At 36.2% G+C, this 19497-nt stretch carries 15 protein-coding genes and 1 tRNA gene; all 16 read left to right on the top strand.

The window, feature by feature from the left end; all coding sequences use genetic code 11:
• Nucleotides 1-207: 207 nt before the first annotated feature.
• The 16 genes from HFD15_RS03535 (at nt 208) to HFD15_RS03460 (ending at nt 19452) form a co-directional block, all read left to right on the top strand.
• Nucleotides 208-1548: a DEAD/DEAH box helicase gene (locus HFD15_RS03535; RefSeq protein WP_017864136.1), complete on the top strand. Its 1341-nt coding sequence runs from the start codon at nt 208-210 to the stop codon at nt 1546-1548.
• A 3-nt stretch (nt 1549-1551) separates the two neighbouring features.
• A complete protein-coding gene (locus tag HFD15_RS03530) occupies nt 1552-2136 on the top strand; it encodes a YdcF family protein (protein WP_039114639.1) in 585 nt (194 codons plus the stop codon).
• A gap of 155 nt (nt 2137-2291) precedes the next feature.
• On the top strand, nt 2292-3038 hold the full coding sequence (locus tag HFD15_RS03525; RefSeq protein WP_010905323.1) for a MurR/RpiR family transcriptional regulator: 747 nt from the start codon (nt 2292-2294) through the stop codon (nt 3036-3038).
• 241 nt (nt 3039-3279) lie between these two features.
• Nucleotides 3280-3606 (top strand): PTS sugar transporter subunit IIB, encoded by a 327-nt coding sequence (locus HFD15_RS03520; RefSeq protein WP_003131553.1) that lies wholly within the window; start codon nt 3280-3282, stop codon nt 3604-3606.
• Between the two features lie 84 nt (nt 3607-3690).
• On the top strand, nt 3691-4041 hold the full coding sequence (locus tag HFD15_RS03515) for a PTS lactose/cellobiose transporter subunit IIA (RefSeq protein WP_003131552.1): 351 nt from the start codon (nt 3691-3693) through the stop codon (nt 4039-4041).
• 90 nt (nt 4042-4131) lie between these two features.
• On the top strand, nt 4132-4863 hold the full coding sequence (locus HFD15_RS03510; RefSeq protein ID WP_012897241.1) for a MurR/RpiR family transcriptional regulator: 732 nt from the start codon (nt 4132-4134) through the stop codon (nt 4861-4863).
• A gap of 291 nt (nt 4864-5154) precedes the next feature.
• The gene (locus HFD15_RS03505) at nt 5155-6492 is read left to right on the top strand and encodes a PTS sugar transporter subunit IIC (RefSeq protein ID WP_167593321.1); all 1338 of its coding nucleotides are present in this window, start codon (nt 5155-5157) and stop codon (nt 6490-6492) included.
• An 81-nt stretch (nt 6493-6573) separates the two neighbouring features.
• Nucleotides 6574-8010: a 6-phospho-beta-glucosidase gene (locus tag HFD15_RS03500; protein WP_167593322.1), complete on the top strand. Its 1437-nt coding sequence runs from the start codon at nt 6574-6576 to the stop codon at nt 8008-8010.
• A 285-nt stretch (nt 8011-8295) separates the two neighbouring features.
• Nucleotides 8296-8577: a hypothetical protein gene (locus HFD15_RS03495; RefSeq protein ID WP_058208493.1), complete on the top strand. Its 282-nt coding sequence runs from the start codon at nt 8296-8298 to the stop codon at nt 8575-8577.
• 157 nt (nt 8578-8734) lie between these two features.
• Nucleotides 8735-8805, top strand: a tRNA-Cys gene (locus tag HFD15_RS03490).
• Between the two features lie 133 nt (nt 8806-8938).
• Complete coding sequence (ligA, locus tag HFD15_RS03485) at nt 8939-10903, top strand: NAD-dependent DNA ligase LigA (protein ID WP_058208675.1); 1965 nt, start codon at nt 8939-8941, stop codon at nt 10901-10903.
• 153 nt (nt 10904-11056) lie between these two features.
• Nucleotides 11057-12085: a diacylglycerol kinase family lipid kinase gene (locus tag HFD15_RS03480; RefSeq protein ID WP_012897243.1), complete on the top strand. Its 1029-nt coding sequence runs from the start codon at nt 11057-11059 to the stop codon at nt 12083-12085.
• Between the two features lie 216 nt (nt 12086-12301).
• A complete protein-coding gene (locus HFD15_RS03475) occupies nt 12302-13438 on the top strand; it encodes an ABC transporter ATP-binding protein (RefSeq protein WP_003131545.1) in 1137 nt (378 codons plus the stop codon).
• 307 nt (nt 13439-13745) lie between these two features.
• Complete coding sequence (gene nifJ, locus HFD15_RS03470; protein WP_058208676.1) at nt 13746-17417, top strand: pyruvate:ferredoxin (flavodoxin) oxidoreductase; 3672 nt, start codon at nt 13746-13748, stop codon at nt 17415-17417.
• A 207-nt stretch (nt 17418-17624) separates the two neighbouring features.
• On the top strand, nt 17625-18503 hold the full coding sequence (cdaA, locus tag HFD15_RS03465) for a diadenylate cyclase CdaA (RefSeq protein ID WP_003131542.1): 879 nt from the start codon (nt 17625-17627) through the stop codon (nt 18501-18503).
• Nucleotides 18493-19452, top strand: a complete 960-nt coding sequence (locus tag HFD15_RS03460; protein WP_012897245.1) for a YbbR-like domain-containing protein — start codon at nt 18493-18495, stop codon at nt 19450-19452. Before cdaA ends, HFD15_RS03460 begins: the two co-directional genes overlap by 11 nt.
• Nucleotides 19453-19497 lie beyond the last annotated feature (45 nt).

Here is a 19497-nt window from a genome sequence, read left to right as displayed (position 1 = left end):
TTCTAATTTTAGCGCCATCAGTAAATTTTAAAAATAAAAATGCTGACAGATTTTAAAAATGAGTTTAAATAGTGGCAAGAACTGGTTTCTTAAATGTTTTTTTTCTGATATAATAGAAAAAAGTCCCTTCCATGGATAAATCAGCAAAAACAGAGATTCGTCATTTTTTAAATGAAACGAATAATCCTCAACAAATGAAAGAAAAAAATGAAATTTACAGACTTTAATTTTAAAGATTATATTAACCAAACGTTAGAGAATATCAAATTTGAAAAACCAACTGAAGTACAAGAAAAATTGATTCCAATTGTTCTCTCAGGCCGTGACTTGGTAGGGGAATCAAAAACTGGTTCAGGAAAAACACACACTTTTTTACTCCCAATTTTCCAAAAAATTGATACTGATCTTGATGAAGTGCAAGCAGTCATTACGGCTCCTTCACGTGAATTAGCTACTCAAATTTACAAAGCAGCTCAAGAATTTACAAAAGTTAATGACAAGCTTCGTGTTTCAAACTTTGTCGGTGGGACTGATAAGGCCCGTCAAATCAAAAAATTGGAATCATCACAACCACATGTCGTAATTGGAACACCAGGTCGAATCCATGATTTAATCAATTCTAATGCTTTAATTGTGCATACTGCTAATACTTTTGTTGTTGATGAAGCGGATATGACGCTTGACATGGGATTTTTGGCAGATGTTGACCAAATTGCTTCAAGTTTTGGTAAACGCGTGCAAATGCTAGTTTTCTCAGCAACTATTCCTCAAAAACTTCAACCATTTTTGAAAAAATATTTGCATAATCCTGTCATGCAAAAAATCGCCAATAAGACAGTAATTTCAGATACAATCGAAAATTGGCTTGTTTCTACCAAAGGAAGTTCTCATAACCAACTTTTGCTCCAATTGACAAAAGCAACGAATCCATACATGGCAATGATTTTTGCCAATACCAAAGGTCGTGTTGATGACATTCATCATTTCTTGACAAGTAACGGACTTAAAGTTGCAAAAATTCATGGTGATGTACCGCCACGTGAACGTAAACGTATCATGAATTCAATTAAAAATTTGGATTATCAATATGTTGTGGCAACCGATATTGCCGCGCGTGGAATTGATATTGAAGGTGTGTCACACATTATCAATGATGAAATTCCAAAAGATTTAACTTTCTTTGTTCACCGAGTGGGTCGTTCTGGCCGTAATGGATTACAAGGAACAGCCATTACACTCTATAGTCCTTCTGATGATTCAAGTATTCGTGAGATTGAAAAAATGGGTGTTACATTCCAGCCAAAAGCTATTAAAGATGGTGAAATTGTTGATTCTTATGACCGTGACCGTCGTGAAAAACGGACGAAAAAACAAGATGAAATTTCAACAAAAACCATTGGTGCCCTTAAAAAAGGTAAAAAACACGTTAAACCAGGTTACAAACGTGCAATTAAATGGCAAATTGAAGAAGATAACAAGAAAAAACGCCGTGCTGAGCGTAATAAAAATGCCCGTAAAACACGTGATTCTCGTAAACAAAGTTTCTAATTAATGAAAAAGACTTTTAAGATTATAGGCGCTTTTGTTGGTCTGATTCTTTTGATTTCAGTAATTTGTCTTGCTTTGATTCTCAGCAAATCTACTGACAGAACTGCTGAAAACTCCACAGACATTAAAACAATTTTAGTCCTTGGCTCACGAATAAATCAAAATAAAAAACCAGCCAAGATTACTCAAGAGCGGCTAGATGCAGCGCTCTTGCTTGCTAAGAATAATCCGCAAGCCAAAATTATTGTGTCTGGAGCAAAAGGAGCTGACGAGCCTGTTAGTGAAGCTTTTAGTATGAAAAATTATCTGATAACTCATCATATTAGGGCTGACAGAATTATTAGTGAAGATAAGGCGGGTGATACCGCGGAAAATATCGCTTATTCCAAAAAATATTTTGACGGAAAAACTGTGATTGTCACTAGCGATTTTCATCTTTACCGAGCCTTGTATCTAGCAAAACAAGAAGGTGTAAAAGTAGAAGGCTTTGCTGCAAAGACAAAAGTCAATAATCTTCTTTATTATCCTAATTATTATGGTCATGAAATTCTTGGCTTAATCTATGCTTTCGTTTTTGGAAAAGGCTAAGAAAATTTCAATTATTATAAGGATAAAAGCTGTCAGTAATTTTTACTGACAGCTTTGCTAAAATTTGGCAAATCCTTTCAAACAATGATTCTGTCAGTAAATTTTTAGAAGAATTTGTGGCGGAGCTAAATATTTCCAAATACGGAGAGTAAAAAATGATGTTTCTACCCGAACAAATCAGTAAACTTAACGAGCTTGAAACGCTAGTTTTTGATTTTATCATTAAATCACCTGAAGAAGTCCAACAAATGACAATTCGTGATTTAGCAAGTCAAGCCCATGTTTCAACTTCGACAATTGTCCGACTATGTACAAAACTTGGTTTTGAAGGTTGGTCTGATTTAAAATTTTACCTCAAAAATCAACTCAAAGAAAAAACACCAGAAGAGCAACATTATGATAATATGCTCGAATTCAACATGTTTTTACGTCGAATGAATACAGATAATTATCAGGCAAAACTCAATAATGCTGCACAAATGATTGCTAAAGCTGATTATACCGTGTTTTTAGGTTTAGGAACATCTGGTTCATTAAGTGAGTATGCTACTAAATATTTTGTAAATACTGGATTACGAAGCTTCGTTATTTCTGACCCGTTTCAAGCTGTTCAAGTTCAGGGAATGGGAAATGTTGTGGCAGTAATCATGTCTGTGTCAGGTGAAACAGAACAAGTTGTTAATAAAGAATTGGAGTTTAAAGCGGGCGGAGCAAAAATTATTTCGATTACAAATAATGAAGATTGCACCGTTGCTAAACTTGCTGATTACCAACTCTCGTACAATCTTGTTAACGAATGGTCCAAACAGTATCCTTTAGGGAATTTGACCACGCAACTCCCAGTACTAGCTATTTTAGAAATTTTAGCTCATAAATCGATTGATTATCATCTTAAAAAATAATAAATTTGTTCCAAAAAGAGAAACAAATATTTCAAAAAGCTACTATTTGATAGTAGCTTTTTTATTTTATGACATAAAAGTCTCCTAAAGCTTGCTACAAAGCGAAAAATAAACTAATTAGTAAAATTTTTAAAGCACTTTCAAAAAATAGATAACGCTTGCATTATGAAAATGAAAACGTTATAATTATTTTTATAAAGAACGTTAAATTATAAAACGTTAAGAATAAGGAGAAATAATTATGGCAGATAAAGTTATTGCACTTGCATGTGCAGCCGGTATGTCAACATCACTTTTGGTATCAAAAATGCAAAAAGCAGCAGCAGATAACGGGAAAGATTACGAAATTTTCGCAAAATCAACAGCGGACATTGATAACATGCTTGCCGGAACAGGCTCACCAAAACCTGACGTTCTTCTTTTAGGCCCACAAGTTGCCTTCATGAAAGGTGAAGTTGCTAAAAAAGCTGAAATCGCTGGTGTTCCAATGGACGTTATCAAAATGCAAGATTATGGAATGATGCGCGGAGATAAAGTTCTTGCAGCAGCTGAAAACTTGATGAATTAAGGTTTGAAAATTTCAAACTTGTGAAAGAGCGAAAGCTCTTTTACTATGTAAAAATCTAAGCAAAGAGAAATGGGAAGATAAGAAATGACTGATAAATACGAGAATCCAACAAGTGATGACTACATGGGTGTTGTAATGGGCATTATCATGAGTGGAGGAAATGCCAAAGGTTTAGCCTTCCAAGCCATTCAACAAGCCAAAGCTGGTGAATTTGCCGAAGCTGAAAGTTCATTAAACGAAGCGAGCGAACAACTTCGTGAAGCACATGACGTTCAGACTGACCTTTTGACACGTTTAGCTCAAGGCGAAAAAATTGGTTGGAATCTTTACATGGTTCATGCTCAAGACCACTTAATGAATGCGATTACCTTTAAAGACCTTGCTGTAGAAGTTGTCGGTCAAGAACAACGCCTGCAAGCACTTGAAAACAAATAATATAGCTCCTAGCTTATTAGAAAAGCAAGATTAAAAGTTGCGGAGACGCAACTTTTTTCTAACCAAAAAGTTTAAAGAAGAAAGGAGAGAATGATGAGTTTTTTTGGAAATGTTGACTTTCAAAAATTAACCTACACGGAAAGAACTTGTTATAGTTATTTACGAGATAATGTTGATAAAATTCCTTATATGCGAGTCCGTGATATTGCTCTGGAAGCACATGTTGGAACTTCTAGCGTCATGCGCCTCATTCATAAAATGGGTTATGATTCATATACAGATTTTAAAGAGTACATTATTGATAAAAAAGAATTGGAAAAAGGAAGCTCAAATACGGCAATTCCCTTTTCACTAGATATTTTCTCTAACGATATTGAACAACGTTTGGATAATCTGGCACATCGAGTCATTGAAAGTGACAATATCATTTTTACAGGAGTAGGTTCCAGCGGTTTAATTTGCGATTATGCAGCCAGAAGATTAGCGGGAGTTGGAATTAATACCTTTTCATTTAGTGATGTGACTTATCCAATTGCTTCAAAATTACAAAATACAACCAACACTTTGGTAATTGCTTTATCCATCTCTGGGGAAACGAATGAAATCATTGAAGTACTGACCAGTCTGCGCTCTAATAAAGATGTCTATATTTCATGTATCACACCAAAATTGAATTCAAGTATTGCTGAACTGAGCGATTTTGTCCTTACTTATCGAATTAATGAACACCGAATCAATACGCATTATGATTTGACGAGTCAATTACCAACAGTTTATTTGACTGAGCGTTTAACAGATTTGGTTTATCAATTATCAAATTAAAAAGCCAAATTGGCTTTTTTATCTGCTCAGCCGTTCCTAATCATTTGATGGATAAAACAAAAAAAGTTAAATTGAGATAACAAATATAATTTGAAAGGCTAATTTTCGCAACCTTAAAGGAAACTTATATGACATTTTTGGCACATTAGTCTTCACGAGTGGTACAGAACCAAAGTTTTGGAAAAACAAGAAACCGCTTTCTTTCTTTTGCTCTTTAGTGTTATAATGAAAATGTAGAAAAGATGAACGTGAAACCAGTTCATCAAAAAAAGTAAAGGAGACTGTTCAACCATGAACAATTTTATTCAAAACAAAATCATGCCTCCAATGATGAAATTTTTGAATACCCGTGCAGTCACGGCAATCAAAAATGGTATGATTTATCCTATTCCATTTATCATTATTGGTTCAGTATTCTTGATTCTTGGTCAATTGCCATTCCAAGCAGGCCAAGACTTCATGAACAAAATCAAATTGGGCCCACTCTTTTTACAAATTAATAATGCTTCATTTGGTATTATGGCCTTGCTTGCCGTATTCGGTATTGCTTACGCGTGGGTTCGAGATGCAGGTTATGAAGGAGTTCCTGCTGGTTTAACTGGTATTATCGTTCACATCTTGTTGCAACCAGACACAATTCATCAAGTAACATCTGTTACTGACCCAACTAAAGTTTTAACTGCTTATCAAGTAGGGGGAGTAATTGACCGAGCTTGGTTAGGTGGGAAAGGGATGGTTCTTTCAATCATCGTCGGACTCTTAGTCGGTTGGATTTACACTGGCTTTATGCGTCGTAACATCACAATTAAAATGCCAGAACAAGTTCCAGAAAACGTTGCGGCATCATTCACTTCACTTGTTCCTGCAGGAGCAATCATTGCCTTAGCTGGAGTTGTTCACGGAATTACAACAATCGGATTCAACACAACTTTCATTGAATTAGTTTATAAATGGATTCAAACTCCATTACAACACGTAACTGATGGTCCTGTCGGCGTCTTCGTTATTGCCTTTATGCCAGTATTTATCTGGTGGTTCGGTGTTCACGGAGCGACAATCATCGGTGGGATTATGGGACCATTGCTTCAAGCCAACTCTGCTGACAATGCTGCCCTCTATAAAGCAGGACATCTCAGTCTTTCAAATGGAGCCCACATCGTTACACAATCATTCATGGACCAATACTTGACAGTTACCGGTTCTGGTTTGACCATTGGTTTGGTTATCTTCCTCTTAGTGAGTGCAAAATCAGTTCAAGGTAAAACTTTAGGACGTATGGAAATTGGACCTGCAGTGTTCAATATTAATGAACCAATTCTCTTTGGTCTTCCTATTGTCTTAAATCCTATTCTTGCAATTCCATTTATCTTAGCACCATTGATTTCAGGAATCTTGACTTACTTAGTGATTTATCTAGGAATCATTCCACCATTTAACGGAGCTTATGTTCCATGGACAACACCTGCAGTTCTTTCAGGATACCTTGTAGGTGGCTGGCAAGGTATGGTTTGGCAAGTTATTATCCTTGCATTGACATCACTTCTCTACTGGCCATTTGCCAAAGCTTATGACAATATTCTTCTTAAAGAAGAAGCTGAAACAGAAGCTGAAATTAATGCTGCTGAATAATAGCAAATTTTAGATGAGCTCAAGAATTCTTGAGCTTATCTTATTAAAAATGTTAATTCTAAAAATTTAAAAGGAGAAATTATGACTTTAAAAAAAGACTTCCTCTGGGGAGGAGCAGTTGCTGCACATCAACTTGAAGGAGGATGGAATACCGGCGGAAAGGGAGTTTCTGTTGCTGATGTCATGACAGCAGGGAGCAATGGAGTAGAGAGAAAAATCACAGATGGGGTAATTGAGGGAGAAAATTATCCGAATCATGAAGCTATTGATTTTTATCATCGCTATAAAGAAGATATTGCACTCTTTGATGAATTGGGATTAAATTGTTTTAGAACTTCCATTGCATGGACTCGTATTTTTCCAAATGGAGCTGAAGCAGAACCTAATGAAGAAGGATTGCAATTCTATGATGATTTATTTGATGAGTGTTTAAAACATGGGATTGAACCTGTAATTACTCTATCTCACTTTGAACTTCCTTATCACTTAGTGACAGAATATGGTGGCTTTCGTAATCGTAAACTCATTGATTTCTTTGTCCATTTTTCAGAAGTCGTAATGAATCGTTATAAAGATAAAGTTAAATATTGGATGACTTTCAATGAAATCAACAACCAAGCAAACTATTTGCGTGATTTTGCACCATTTACTAACTCTGGTTTAAAATTCCCAGAAGGAGCAAGCGAAAAAGAACGTGAAGAAATGATGTATCAAGCGGCTCATTATGAGTTGGTTGCTTCTGCCAAAGTTGTCGCTCTGGGACATAAAATCAATCCAGATTTCCAAATTGGATGTATGATTGCCATGTGTCCGATTTATCCTGCAACTTGTAAACCAGAAGATATGATGGCTTCAACCGTTGCTATGCAACGTCGCTATTGGTTTGCAGATGTTCATGTTCGCGGACATTACCCAAGCTATTTAAAAGCCTATTTTAACCGTAAGGAATTTAAACTTGATATTCTTGATGATGATTTGAAAGCATTGGAAGAAGGAAAAGTAGATTATATTGGTTTTTCTTACTACATGAGTTTTGCAATTAAAGACCATGGTAAAGCTCCTACTTTTGATTACAATGAAGATAAAGATTTAGTCAAGAATGAATATGTTAAAGCTTCTGAATGGGGCTGGCAAATTGATCCTTTAGGATTACGTTATGCAATGAATTGGTTCTATGAACGTTATGAAAAACCACTCTTCATTGTTGAAAATGGTTTTGGTGCTGTAGATGAAGTTGAAGCTGACGGAAGTATTCACGACCCTTATCGAGTAGATTATTTAAAAGCTCATATAGAAGCAATGAAAAATGCTGTAGATTATGATGGAGTTGACTTAATGGGTTATACTCCGTGGGGCTTTATTGACCTTGTTTCTGCTGGGACAGGTGAGATGAAAAAACGCTATGGCGTCATATATGTAGATAAGGATAACGAAGGAAATGGGACATTAGAACGTTCGAAAAAAGACTCCTTTACTTGGTATCAAAAAGTTATCGCAACAAATGCTGAAGAACTTTAAAAATAAAAGACACGAAAGTGTCTTTTTATTTTTATTGGAATGTAAAGAAAACACTCCAAAAGTGGAAAAAGTAGTATAAAGGGTACGTAACTGTATTTTATTAATTTTTTGGTGAACTTTAAAGCCTAATAAAGTAAAAATATCAGATTATAAGTTATTTTCATGTAAAAAACGTTTCCTATATGAAAAGAACAAGGGTTAAATTTCCAACTAGCTTTTGACAAATTTGTTCATTTTGCTAAAATATCTTTACTGAGTAGTTCATGTGTAACAGAAAGGGGTTTTATGCAAGCAAAATATAGGGGACAGCTTGTAGAAGTCTGGAAAATTTCGCATCGACCAATTCATGAAATATGGGTTAGGCAGGCTTTTGAACAAGAACGGCTTTCTTGGAATGAATTGAATAAAAACGTTTTAAATTTTGAGTCAATTTCAGGAGATTTGGCTTTAGTTGGCGATTTTTTGATTCAAAAAGATGGAAGAAGATTTCATGTTGTCAGCAGAGAAAATGTTCAGCGGGATTTGGTCTTTATGGACACAGAAACAAATTTTAAAATTGGTAATTAAAACAGAAAAGTTGCATAGCTCAAGTCATTTTTTATTGATTTGGAGTTAGTAAATGATTATTAAAGCCTATCAGTCTTGATTTAAATGATTTAACAGGAAGTAGAGTGAGCTCATGCTTGCCATAAATTTATTTTTCCGCTATAATAGTTAATGTTGTGGCGGCGTAGTGAAGTGGTAACACATGGCTCTGCAAAAGCTTAATCGTCGGTTCAAATCCGACCGTCGCCTTAATAAAAAAAGATACTTGCTTGGAAAAGCAAGTTTTTTTGTTTTAAATTACATCATTTTTTTAATAGAAATTTGCCTTTTTGATGTGCTTCGGTAATCATAATGACTGGTCTTTTGTGTTAAAATAGGAGCTATGAATATCGAGTCAAAAATTAAAGAGCTTACGGAAAAATTAAATCAGTATGCTTATGAATATTATACTTTAGATGAGCCTTCGGTAGAAGACAGTGAGTACGATCGACTCTATCAAGAATTGGTAAAATTGGAGGCTGAAAATCCACAACTAACTAGAGCGGATTCTCCAACGCACCGAACAGGTGGGGTTATTTTAGACGGATTTGTTAAATTTAGACACCCTTATAATCTCTATAGTTTAGGGGATGTTTTTTCGCGTGAAGAATTAGCAGTTTGGGAAGAACGAGTTCGCAAGGAAATTGCTAATCCAGAGTATATTTGTGAATTAAAAATTGATGGTCTTTCATTGTCTCTTTATTATGAGAATGGTTTGCTTGTGACTGCAGCGACTCGGGGCGATGGAACAACGGGTGAAAATATTACAGAAAATGTGAAACGGATCAAAGATGTTCCTTTAAAGCTTAAAGAAGCAATTGATATTGTGGTACGTGGTGAAGCTTATCTTCCACGTAAGAATTTTGCTAAACTGAACAAAGAGCGTGAACTTGAAGGAGCAGCTCCTTTTGCTAATCCAAGAAATGCGGCAGCTGGAACTTTACGTCAACTTGATACGAAAATAGTTGCCAAACGTGGTCTTGCAACTTTCCTTTATCAAGAAGCAAGTCCAGCAACCAATGACACTCAAGAAGAAGTCTTAGAATATTTTGAAGAACTTGGTTTCCAAGTCAATCCTGAACGTAAATTTGCTCGAAATATGGATGAAATTTGGGAATTTATTGAAGAGGCTACCCGTCTGCGTGACGAACTCCCCTATGATATTGACGGGGTTGTTGTAAAAGTTAATAATCTTGCTGAGCAGGAGGAATTAGGTTTTACGGTTAAGGCACCGCGCTGGGCGATTGCTTACAAATTTCCAGCTGAACAAGCAGAAACAGAAATTTTGTCTGTTGACTGGACTGTCGGTCGGACAGGAGTTGTCACCCCAACAGCAAATATGACCCCGGTTCTTTTAGCACAGACAACGGTTGCTCGAGCAACTTTGCACAATGTAGATTATATTGAGGAAAAGGATATCCGTATTGGTGATCATGTCTTGATTTATAAGGCAGGGGATATTATTCCGAAGGTTGGGAAAGTACTTTTGGACAAACGGCCAGAAGGTCTTGAAGGCTTAGAAATTCCAACGAAATGTCCAGAGTGTGGTTCGGAGTTAATTCATTTTGAAGATGAAGTGGCTTTACGCTGTGTTAACCCCTTATGTCCGGCGCAAATTCGGGAAAAACTAATTCATTTTGCTAGTCGTGATGCTATGAATATTGTGGGCTTAGGCCCGTCAGTCATTTCACAACTTTTTGATAAAAAATTGGTGGCTGATGTTGCTGATTTATATCAATTGACGATTGAAGATTTACTGACATTAGATAAGGTCAAAGAAACATTGGCTCAAAAAATTGTGTCAGCAATTGCGCAGAGTCGTGAAAATTCGGCGGAAAAATTATTATTTGGTTTAGGAATTCGTCATGTTGGTGGTAAAGCGGCTAAATTACTTTTGGAACGTTTTGCTAATCTTCGAGCGCTTTCTAAAGCAACAGAAGAAGAAATTTCTGAAATTCCATCTTTAGGTGGGGTCATTGCTACGGCTGTCGTTTCTTATTTTGAAACTGACGGAGCAAAAATTTTACTGGATGAACTTGAAAATGCTGGTTTAAATTTTGATTATTTAGGGGCTGTTAATGTTGAAGGAATATTATCAGGTAAGACAGTTGTCTTAACAGGTAAATTGACGACTTTGAAGCGCTCAGAAGCAAAAGAAAAATTGGAAGCGTTGGGAGCAAATGTTTCTGGTTCTGTTTCTAAGAAAACTGATTTGGTAGTCGCCGGAGAAGAAGCAGGTAGCAAACTGACAAAAGCTCAAGACTTAGGAATTGAAATCTGGTCAGAGCAAGATTTGCTTGATTTATAAACTAATTTGTATTGAATATTACTGACAGACTTTAGTGAGAGCGTAAATTTACTGACAGAAATTTGAACTTTGGTTCAATTGGTGGGGTCACTCTTTTGGGAGTTTGTCAGTAAATTATTTTTTAAGAATGGATGAGAGAAGGTTTCGGAGAAAATGATGAAGGCGAGATTGATTTACAATCCGACATCGGGTCAAGAAATTATAAAAAAACATATTGCAGATATTTTGGATAAATTAGAGCAATATGGTTATGAGGCCAGTGCTTATCAAACCACAGCAGAACAAGATTCCGCAAAAAAAGAGGCGGCAAGAGCAACAGAAGCTGGCTTTGATTTAATCATTGCGGCTGGTGGTGATGGTACTATTAATGAAGTTGTAGCTGGAATTTCTCCTTTTGAGAAACGTCCTCAATTAGCTATTGTTCCAACGGGAACGACAAACGACTTTGCTAGGGCTTTAAAAATTCCAAGAGGAAAACCGCTTGAAGCGATTGAAATTATTGGTAAAAATCAGATTCTAAATATTGATGTCGGTCATGCCGTAATCAGAGAAACACAAGATGAACAGTATTTTATTAATATCGCTGCTGGGGGCGGTTTGACAGAACTTACTTACAGTGTTCCCAGTCATTTAAAAACGGCTTTTGGTTATTTGGCCTATTTAGCAAAGGGTGCAGAACTTTTACCTCGTGTGCGTAAAGCACCGGTTCGTGTTGTTCATGATGAAGGCGTATTTGAGGGTGATATTTCAATGTTCTTTGCCGCACTTACTAATTCAGTTGGTGGCTTTGAAAAGATTGCACCTGATGCTAAATTAGATGATGGACTTTTCACACTGATTTTGGTGAAAACAGATAATCTATTTGAACTTATTGCTTTACTTGCGATTGTAGCTAATGGAAAACATTTGGATGATGTTAATTTGGAATACATTAAAACAAGTAAAATAGAAATCGAAGCCTTAGGCGGTCAAAAAATTCTTCTTAATTTAGATGGAGAATATGGTGGAGATGCTCCAGTTCAATTTGATAATCTCAAAGGTCATTTGGATATGTATGTAAACCTTGATGAAATCAACGATGACCATTACCTTGGAGACGAAGAAACCTTGGCATTAGAAGCAGTTGCGCAAAAATTTGCCGAAGAAGCCAATAAAATTAAAGATGAAGATGAAGAAGATTAAAAAGTTACTGACAGATCTGTCAGTAACTTTTTCTGTCAGTAAAATACGACGGCTCGGAGCATTTTAGTTGAGGCTAAGAGAATTGTCAACTACATTAATAATTCTGTCAGTAAAATGTGCAACTTGTACAATTAATTTAGGCAAATCACTGATTGAAAACAGAAAACGTTTACAGTAGAATAATATTAAAGAACAAATGTTATTAGAGGAGAAAAAATGACAACACTCAGTTTAGACAAAATCTACAAAAAATATCCCAATGCGACGCAATACGCTGTTGAAGATTTCAACATTGATATCAAAGATAAAGAATTCATTGTATTCGTTGGTCCTTCAGGTTGTGGTAAATCAACAACATTGCGAATGGTCGCTGGTCTTGAAGATATTACTGAAGGCGAATTTAAAATTGACGGTAAAATCATGAATGATGTCGCACCAAAAGATCGTGATATTGCCATGGTTTTCCAAAACTATGCGCTTTATCCACATATGACCGTTTTTGATAACATGGCCTTTGGTTTGAAACTTCGTAAGTTCAAAAAAGATGAAATTAAACGTCGTGTTGAAGAAGCTGGAACAATTCTTGGTCTTTCTGATTTGCTTGACCGTAAACCTGCTGACTTATCAGGTGGTCAACGTCAACGGGTAGCAATGGGACGTGCGATTGTCCGTGATGCCAAAGTTTTCCTCATGGATGAACCTTTGTCAAACTTGGATGCTAAACTTCGTGTTTCAATGCGTACAGAAATTGCAAAAATTCACCGTCGAATTGGAGCGACAACAATCTATGTAACCCATGACCAAACTGAAGCGATGACTCTTGCTGACCGTATTGTTATTATGTCATCATCACCAAACTCTGATAAAACAGGGACAGTTGGTCGTGTTGAACAAATCGGAACACCACAAGAGCTTTATAATGAACCTGCTAATAAATTTGTTGCCGGTTTTATCGGTAGTCCTGCGATGAACTTCTTTAATGTCAAAGTTGCTTCTGGAAAATTAACAAATAATGAAGGTTTGAATATGGACCTTCCAGAAGGAAAAGCAAAATTGCTTAAAGAACAAGGGTATGAAGGAAAAGAAGTGATTCTTGGAATTCGTCCAGAAGACATTCAAGCAAGCAATTTGGCACAACAAGCCTATCCAAATCAAACAATTGAAGCTGAAGTTGTCGTTTCTGAACTTCTTGGAGCAGAAACTATGCTTTATCTTAGAGCTGGTTCAACTGAATTTGTTTCTCGTGTTGAAGCGCGTGATTTCCGCAATCCAGGAGAAAAAATTACAGTGGCTTTGAACCTAAACAAATCACATTTCTTTGATGCTCAAACTGAACATCGCATCATTGATTAAAATTTACGCCCTCTTATCTCTAAAGATTCTGTCATTAATTGATAGAATCTTTTTTAGTTTGTAAGTGAAAAAATTACTGATAGGTCTTGTAAATAAAGGCTTTTCAACGATAATGTCAAAGATAATTGACACTAAGCAGCTTCAACTTTTCAGGCTTAAAATGCTAAAATTAACTTAGTCAAAATAATATTATTAGGAAAGCTCTCGTCTTTTTCGATTTAGTACTAAATCACATAAAGAACACCGACACCGCTCTTTATGCCGTAAAAATGTCGAATAAATGCTCTCCTGAGAAGGTTTGAAAAAAATGAAAAAAACAATGGACGGAAACATGGCGGCAGCACATATTGCTTACGCCTTTTCAGAAATTGCCGTAATTTATCCAATTACCCCAAGTTCACCAATGGCAGATTATACTGACGCGTGGTCAGTTGCTGGTCGTAAAAATATCTGGGGCTCAACAGTAAAAATTACAGAACTACAATCAGAAGCCGGTGCAGCAGGTGCCATGCACGGTGTTCTTAAAGCAGGAGGGCTTGCGACAACTTATACCGCTTCGCAAGGGCTCCTTTTAATGCTTCCAAATATGTATAAAATGGCTGGTGAACTTTTGCCAGCAGTTATTCATGTCGCAGCTCGTGCCGTAGCGGCTGGGGCGCTTAATATTTTTGGAGACCAGTCTGACGTGATGTCAGCCAGAACAACTGGGTTTGCCATGTTAGCAGAGTCATCTGTTCAAGAAGTGATGGACTTGTCAGCAGTTGCCCACTTAGCAACACTTGAAGGTTCAGTTCCTTTCTTGAATTTCTTTGACGGTTTTAGAACTTCTCATGAAATTCAAAAAATTGATGTTATTGATTATCAAGATTTATTACCAATGGTTAATCAAGAAAAATTAGCTGATTTTCGTGACCGTGCAATGAACCCTGATCATCCTACAGTTTCAGGGACAAATCAAAATGCAGATATCTATTTCCAACAAAGGGAAACGGTCAATTCTTACTATGAAGCTCTTCCTGAAATCGTTCAAAAATACATGGGAAAAATCAATAAACTTCGTGGGACAGATTATGATTTAGTCAATTATTATGGCGCACCTGATGCGACAGAAGTCATTGTTTCTATGGGTTCTGTTGCTGGGACAATTGAGCAAACAGTTGATTATTTAAATGGACAAGGCCGAAAAGTTGGTTTTATCAATGTTCACTTATATCGTCCATTTCCATTGGAAAACTTTCTTGAAAAATTACCAAAGACAGTCAAATCAGTAGCGGTCTTAGACCGTACAAAAGAATCTGGTTCAAATGGAGAACCTCTTTTCCTTGACGTTCAATCAGCGCTTTTCAATTCTAATGTTAAACAAGTGATTGGTGGCCGCTATGGAATTGGTGGAAAAGATACTCGTCCAGAACACATCGTCAGTGTTTTTGATGAATTAGTCAAAGCACAACCAAAACGTATGTTTACAATCGGAATTAATGATGATGTTACAAACTTGTCTCTGACAAATTCAAAAGTCCTTGATTTAACACCAGCAGATACATTTCAAGCAAAATTCTGGGGCTTTGGTTCAGATGGAACAGTTGGTGCCAATAAAGCAGCAATCAAAATTATTGGTGACCATACTGATAAATATGTTCAAGCCGCTTTTGAATATGATTCAAAAAAATCAGGTGGATTAACCATTTCACATTTACGTTTTGGTGATTCGCCAATTACTTCTGAATATATGACAGCTACACTTGATTTTGTTGCTTGTCACAACATGACTTATGTACGTAAATATAACTTGACCAAAGGCTTGAAAGCTGGAGGCCTATTTCTATTAAACACAAGTTGGAATCTAGAACAACTTTCAAAAAATCTTCCGAATGAAATGAAGAAATTCATTGCCGAAAATCAAATTCGATTTTATACGATTGATGCCATGAAAATTGCTCATGAAACCGGAATGGAACGCAGAATTAATACGATTATGCAGGTCGCCTTTTTCAAATTGGCTCATGTTATGCCTTTTGATGAAGCCTATGAGATTCTGAAAAAGGATGCTCAAAAATATGCAAAGAAATCACCAACCATTGTTGAACAAAATTTGAATGCAATGGCACTTGCTTTGAACGGCTTGCATGAAGTAAAGATTCCAGAAAGCTGGGCTGAAACTCAAGAAGAAAAAACGAAAGTTCTTACGACAGAAAGTTCTCGTAAAAAATATGTTTTTGAAATTGTAAATAAAACCAATGCCTTTGAAGGTGATGAACTTTCGGTACAAACCTTAGTCGATAACAAAATGACTTTTGGAGATGAACCATTGGGAACAAGTGCTTCTGAAAAAAGGGGAATTGCCTTAGAAATTCCTGAATGGAATGCCCAAGCTTGTATTCAATGTAATGAATGTTCATTTGTTTGTCCTCATGCTGCCATCAGACCATTTTTAGTCGACGAAGACGAATGGAATCAAGCACCAGAAGGTTTCCATGTTATGGATTATAAAGGAGCTGATGGCTTAAAATATCGGATTCAGGTCTCTGTTGAAGACTGTACAGGTTGTGGATTATGTGTTGAAGCCTGTCCTAAAAAGGGTGAAGCTTTAAAAATGATTCCTTATGAGGGACAAGAAAAAGAATCTGTCAATTGGGCTTTTGCGCAAACCCTTAAAACAAAAGAAAATCCAGCTCGTCCAGGTACAATTGCCGCTAGTCAATTTGAAAAACCACTTTTTGAATTTTCAGGAGCATGCTCAGGCTGTGGTGAAACACCATATATTAAATTATTGACACAAATGTTTGGTGACCGAATGATGATTTCCAATGCAACTGGCTGTTCAGCCATTTATGGTGGAACACAAGCAACACCATATACAACAAATGAGTTTGAACAAGGCCCTGCATGGTCAAACTCACTCTTTGAGGATAATGCGGAATACGGATATGGAATGTGGTTAGCTTCTCAAACCAGACGTCAAAAATTAGCAGCCCAAGTCCTTGAAGCCTTGCCAGAAATGTCAGATGATTTGCAAAAATTGGCGAAAGACTGGGTAGAACACTTAGAAGATTCAGAAGGAACACGAGCAAGAGCCGAAAAAATGAAGGGAATGCTTGCTTCTGAACACTTCAACTCAGCTAAGTTGGATGAAATATATAAACAAAAAGATCAATTTGTAAAACCAACCCAATGGATATTTGGTGGAGATGGTTGGGCCTATGATATTGGTTTTGGCGGTTTAGATCATATTGTAGCTTCAGGTGCTGATGTTAATATCTTAGTTATGGACAACGAAGTCTATGCCAATACTGGGGGACAAGTTTCTAAAGCAACTCCAGCTTCAGCAATTGCACAATTTGCTGCTGGCGGTAAATCTAATACGAAAAAAGATTTAGGAGCGATGCTAATGACCTACGGAGATGTTTATGTGGCTCAGATTGCTTCTGGAGCAAACATGATGCAAACAATCCGTGCCTTTGATGAAGCTGAAAAATTTAAAGGTCCCTCAGTCATTATTGCTTATACTCCATGTATTTCACATGGTTTATATGGAGGAATACATTTAGCACTTGATGAAGCAAAAGAAGCCGTGAATTCTGGTTATTGGCAACTTTATCGCTATAATCCTCTTCTTGAAGATTTGGGTAAAAATCCGATGATTCTTGATTTCAAAAAACCTGATTTTAGTAAAGTTAGAGATTTCTTATTGACACAATCTCGTTTTGGTAATCTATTAAAAGTTGATGCTGAACATGCAGAAAGTTTGTATGCTAAAGCTGCCAAAGATTCTCGTAAACGATTTATGCGTTATGCTAGAACATCAGGAGATTTAGATAAGTATTTAGAACGTGAAGCAAAAGCACTGGCGAAAAAAAATCCTGAATCAGAGGGGACTATAGAAGTTACTCTGCCAAAAGAACGTAAGAAACGTCCAGTTGATCCTGAGCGTGAAGCAAGACGAGCTGCTCGTAAAGCAGAACGTGAGGCTAAAAAATAATATATTCTTACTAATGAAAAGTTACTGACAGAATTTTTGTCAGTAACTTTTTTATTCTCGTCAGCTAAAAACTACAGTTTTGCTAATGTAAAAATTACAGATAGATTAAGGGAATAAGAACAAGATGATAAATCTTTATTTGGGAATAAAGCAGTTCACGTAAAATTTTGGTATAATTAGACTAACAATATAAAAGGAGGGGGACTTTTGACCGACTTCAATCAATTTTTTAACCTTGAGTTTTGGCAAAAGATTTTTGAATTGAATGAATCACCTCTGCGAATTGCTATTGCAATATTAGACATTGCAATTATCAGTTTTTTCCTTTATCAAGCGATTAGGTTTGTACAAGGAACAAAATTAATGACGCTTGTTCGTGGTGTGATTATTTTCATTTTTATCAGAATTATTGCCGGACTTATTGGACTTACAACAGTTGAGTGGTTACTCAACCAAGTTATTACCTATGGGGTTATCGCCGGAGTTATCATTTTTCAGCCTGAAATTAGGCGAGCGCTTGAAAGCTTAGGAAGAACAACCACATTATTTACACCAACGAGAAAAAGTAGCCCTGATGGGCATATTTCAGCTTACGAGAAATCTTTTGCTTACATGTCTGAGCGAAAAATTGGCGCTTTGATTGCGATTGAGCAAGGGCAAAATTTAAATGAATTTGTAAGTACAGGGATTCGTTTAGATGCGGATATTACTAGCGAATTACTTATTAATATTTTCATTCCAAATACACCTTTGCACGATGGCGCGGTCATTGTTCAGGGAAACAAAATTGCTGTAACTTCTGCCTATCTTCCTTTGACCGAAAAATCGGGGATTTCAAAACAATTTGGGACTAGACACCGTGCTGCAATTGGACTTTCTGAAGTCTCAGATGCTTTAATTTTAGTGGTTTCCGAAGAAACTGGTGGAATTTCAATCGCTCACAATGGAGAATTTTTCGCGGATATTTCCAAAGAAAAATTCCATGATATTCTAGTGGCCATTTTAGTTCCTAAAGTTGAAAAAAATGAAAAAGGAACAGGGAAGAATAGAAAAAATAAAGCAGGAGGAAAGAAAAATGGCAAATAAATTTTTTAATTCCAAAACATTTTATATCCTTGCCTCTGTTTTCTTTGCGATTGTCCTTTTCTTTAATGCTAATGCAACATCCATCCGTAATCAGGGAACTAATCAGTCTGGAGAAGTTTACACGGCCACAATTAATAACGTTCCAGTAGAATTAAAATATAATTCTAATAAATATTTCGTTAGTGGTTATAACAGCACTGCGACGGTTCATCTTTCTGGATATAATCGCTTGTCTATCACTAATGAAGAAAATTCGGACACAAGAAATTTCTTTTTAAGTGTTGATTTGACCAAACTAAAAACAGGAAAATTTGATGTACCAATTCGGATTGAACAACTGCCTGGCGGAGTAACGGCAACGATTGAACCTAAAACAATGAATATCACTTTAGAAGACAAAGTGAAGAAAGAGTTTGAAGTAACACCAAAAGCTGATTCAACTCAATTGCCAGAAGGTTTTACAATTGATTCACTTTCAGTGAGTGATGAAAAGGTAAAAGTGACTGCCGGGGAAGAGAGCATCAAAAAAATTCAAGCAATTGAAGCTGCTTTACCAAATGATGTTAATTTAAATGAAAATTATTCAGGCACAGTCACTCTTCATGCCGTAGACAGCACAGGTAAAATTCTTCCAGCACAAATTGAACCTTCAACGACTCATTTAAAAGTTGTAGTAAATAAATTAACTAAAGATGTGCCGGTTAAAGTGACACAAAAAGGAACGCTTGATAAGACTTTATCATCTATTAAGACAAAAGTATCTGATAAAACAGTTACTCTCTCAGGAGAAAAAAGTGCTTTAGAAGCAATCAACGAGGTTGAAGCATCAGTGGATATCTCTGGAGTTGTAAAAGAAACGAAAGTAACTGTTCCTATACGTGCAACAGGAGTAAGTGCTGATCCACAAGAAGTTGAAGTAACATTAACACCTGTAAAAATAAGTGGATAAATTTTCAGAGTCAAATAAAAATAATAAAAATGGAGACAAGAAAAA

Source organism: Lactococcus sp. EKM203L, from assembly GCF_011800585.1.
Classification (GTDB): domain Bacteria; phylum Bacillota; class Bacilli; order Lactobacillales; family Streptococcaceae; genus Lactococcus; species Lactococcus lactis.
The sequence above is the reverse complement of the archived record's forward strand: the minus strand, read 5'-3'. Positions and strand labels throughout refer to the sequence as shown.

Coding starts and splice junctions, on each gene's coding strand:
- HFD15_RS03535 (WP_017864136.1), top strand. CDS start 208: ATGAAATTTACAGACTTTAATTTTAAAGATTATATTAACCAAACGTTA.
- HFD15_RS03530 (WP_039114639.1), top strand. CDS start 1,552: ATGAAAAAGACTTTTAAGATTATAGGCGCTTTTGTTGGTCTGATTCTT.
- HFD15_RS03525 (WP_010905323.1), top strand. CDS start 2,292: ATGATGTTTCTACCCGAACAAATCAGTAAACTTAACGAGCTTGAAACG.
- HFD15_RS03520 (WP_003131553.1), top strand. CDS start 3,280: ATGGCAGATAAAGTTATTGCACTTGCATGTGCAGCCGGTATGTCAACA.
- HFD15_RS03515 (WP_003131552.1), top strand. CDS start 3,691: ATGACTGATAAATACGAGAATCCAACAAGTGATGACTACATGGGTGTT.
- HFD15_RS03510 (WP_012897241.1), top strand. CDS start 4,132: ATGATGAGTTTTTTTGGAAATGTTGACTTTCAAAAATTAACCTACACG.
- HFD15_RS03505 (WP_167593321.1), top strand. CDS start 5,155: ATGAACAATTTTATTCAAAACAAAATCATGCCTCCAATGATGAAATTT.
- HFD15_RS03500 (WP_167593322.1), top strand. CDS start 6,574: ATGACTTTAAAAAAAGACTTCCTCTGGGGAGGAGCAGTTGCTGCACAT.
- HFD15_RS03495 (WP_058208493.1), top strand. CDS start 8,296: ATGCAAGCAAAATATAGGGGACAGCTTGTAGAAGTCTGGAAAATTTCG.
- ligA (WP_058208675.1), top strand. CDS start 8,939: ATGAATATCGAGTCAAAAATTAAAGAGCTTACGGAAAAATTAAATCAG.
- HFD15_RS03480 (WP_012897243.1), top strand. CDS start 11,057: ATGATGAAGGCGAGATTGATTTACAATCCGACATCGGGTCAAGAAATT.
- HFD15_RS03475 (WP_003131545.1), top strand. CDS start 12,302: ATGACAACACTCAGTTTAGACAAAATCTACAAAAAATATCCCAATGCG.
- nifJ (WP_058208676.1), top strand. CDS start 13,746: ATGAAAAAAACAATGGACGGAAACATGGCGGCAGCACATATTGCTTAC.
- HFD15_RS03460 (WP_012897245.1), top strand. CDS start 18,493: ATGGCAAATAAATTTTTTAATTCCAAAACATTTTATATCCTTGCCTCT.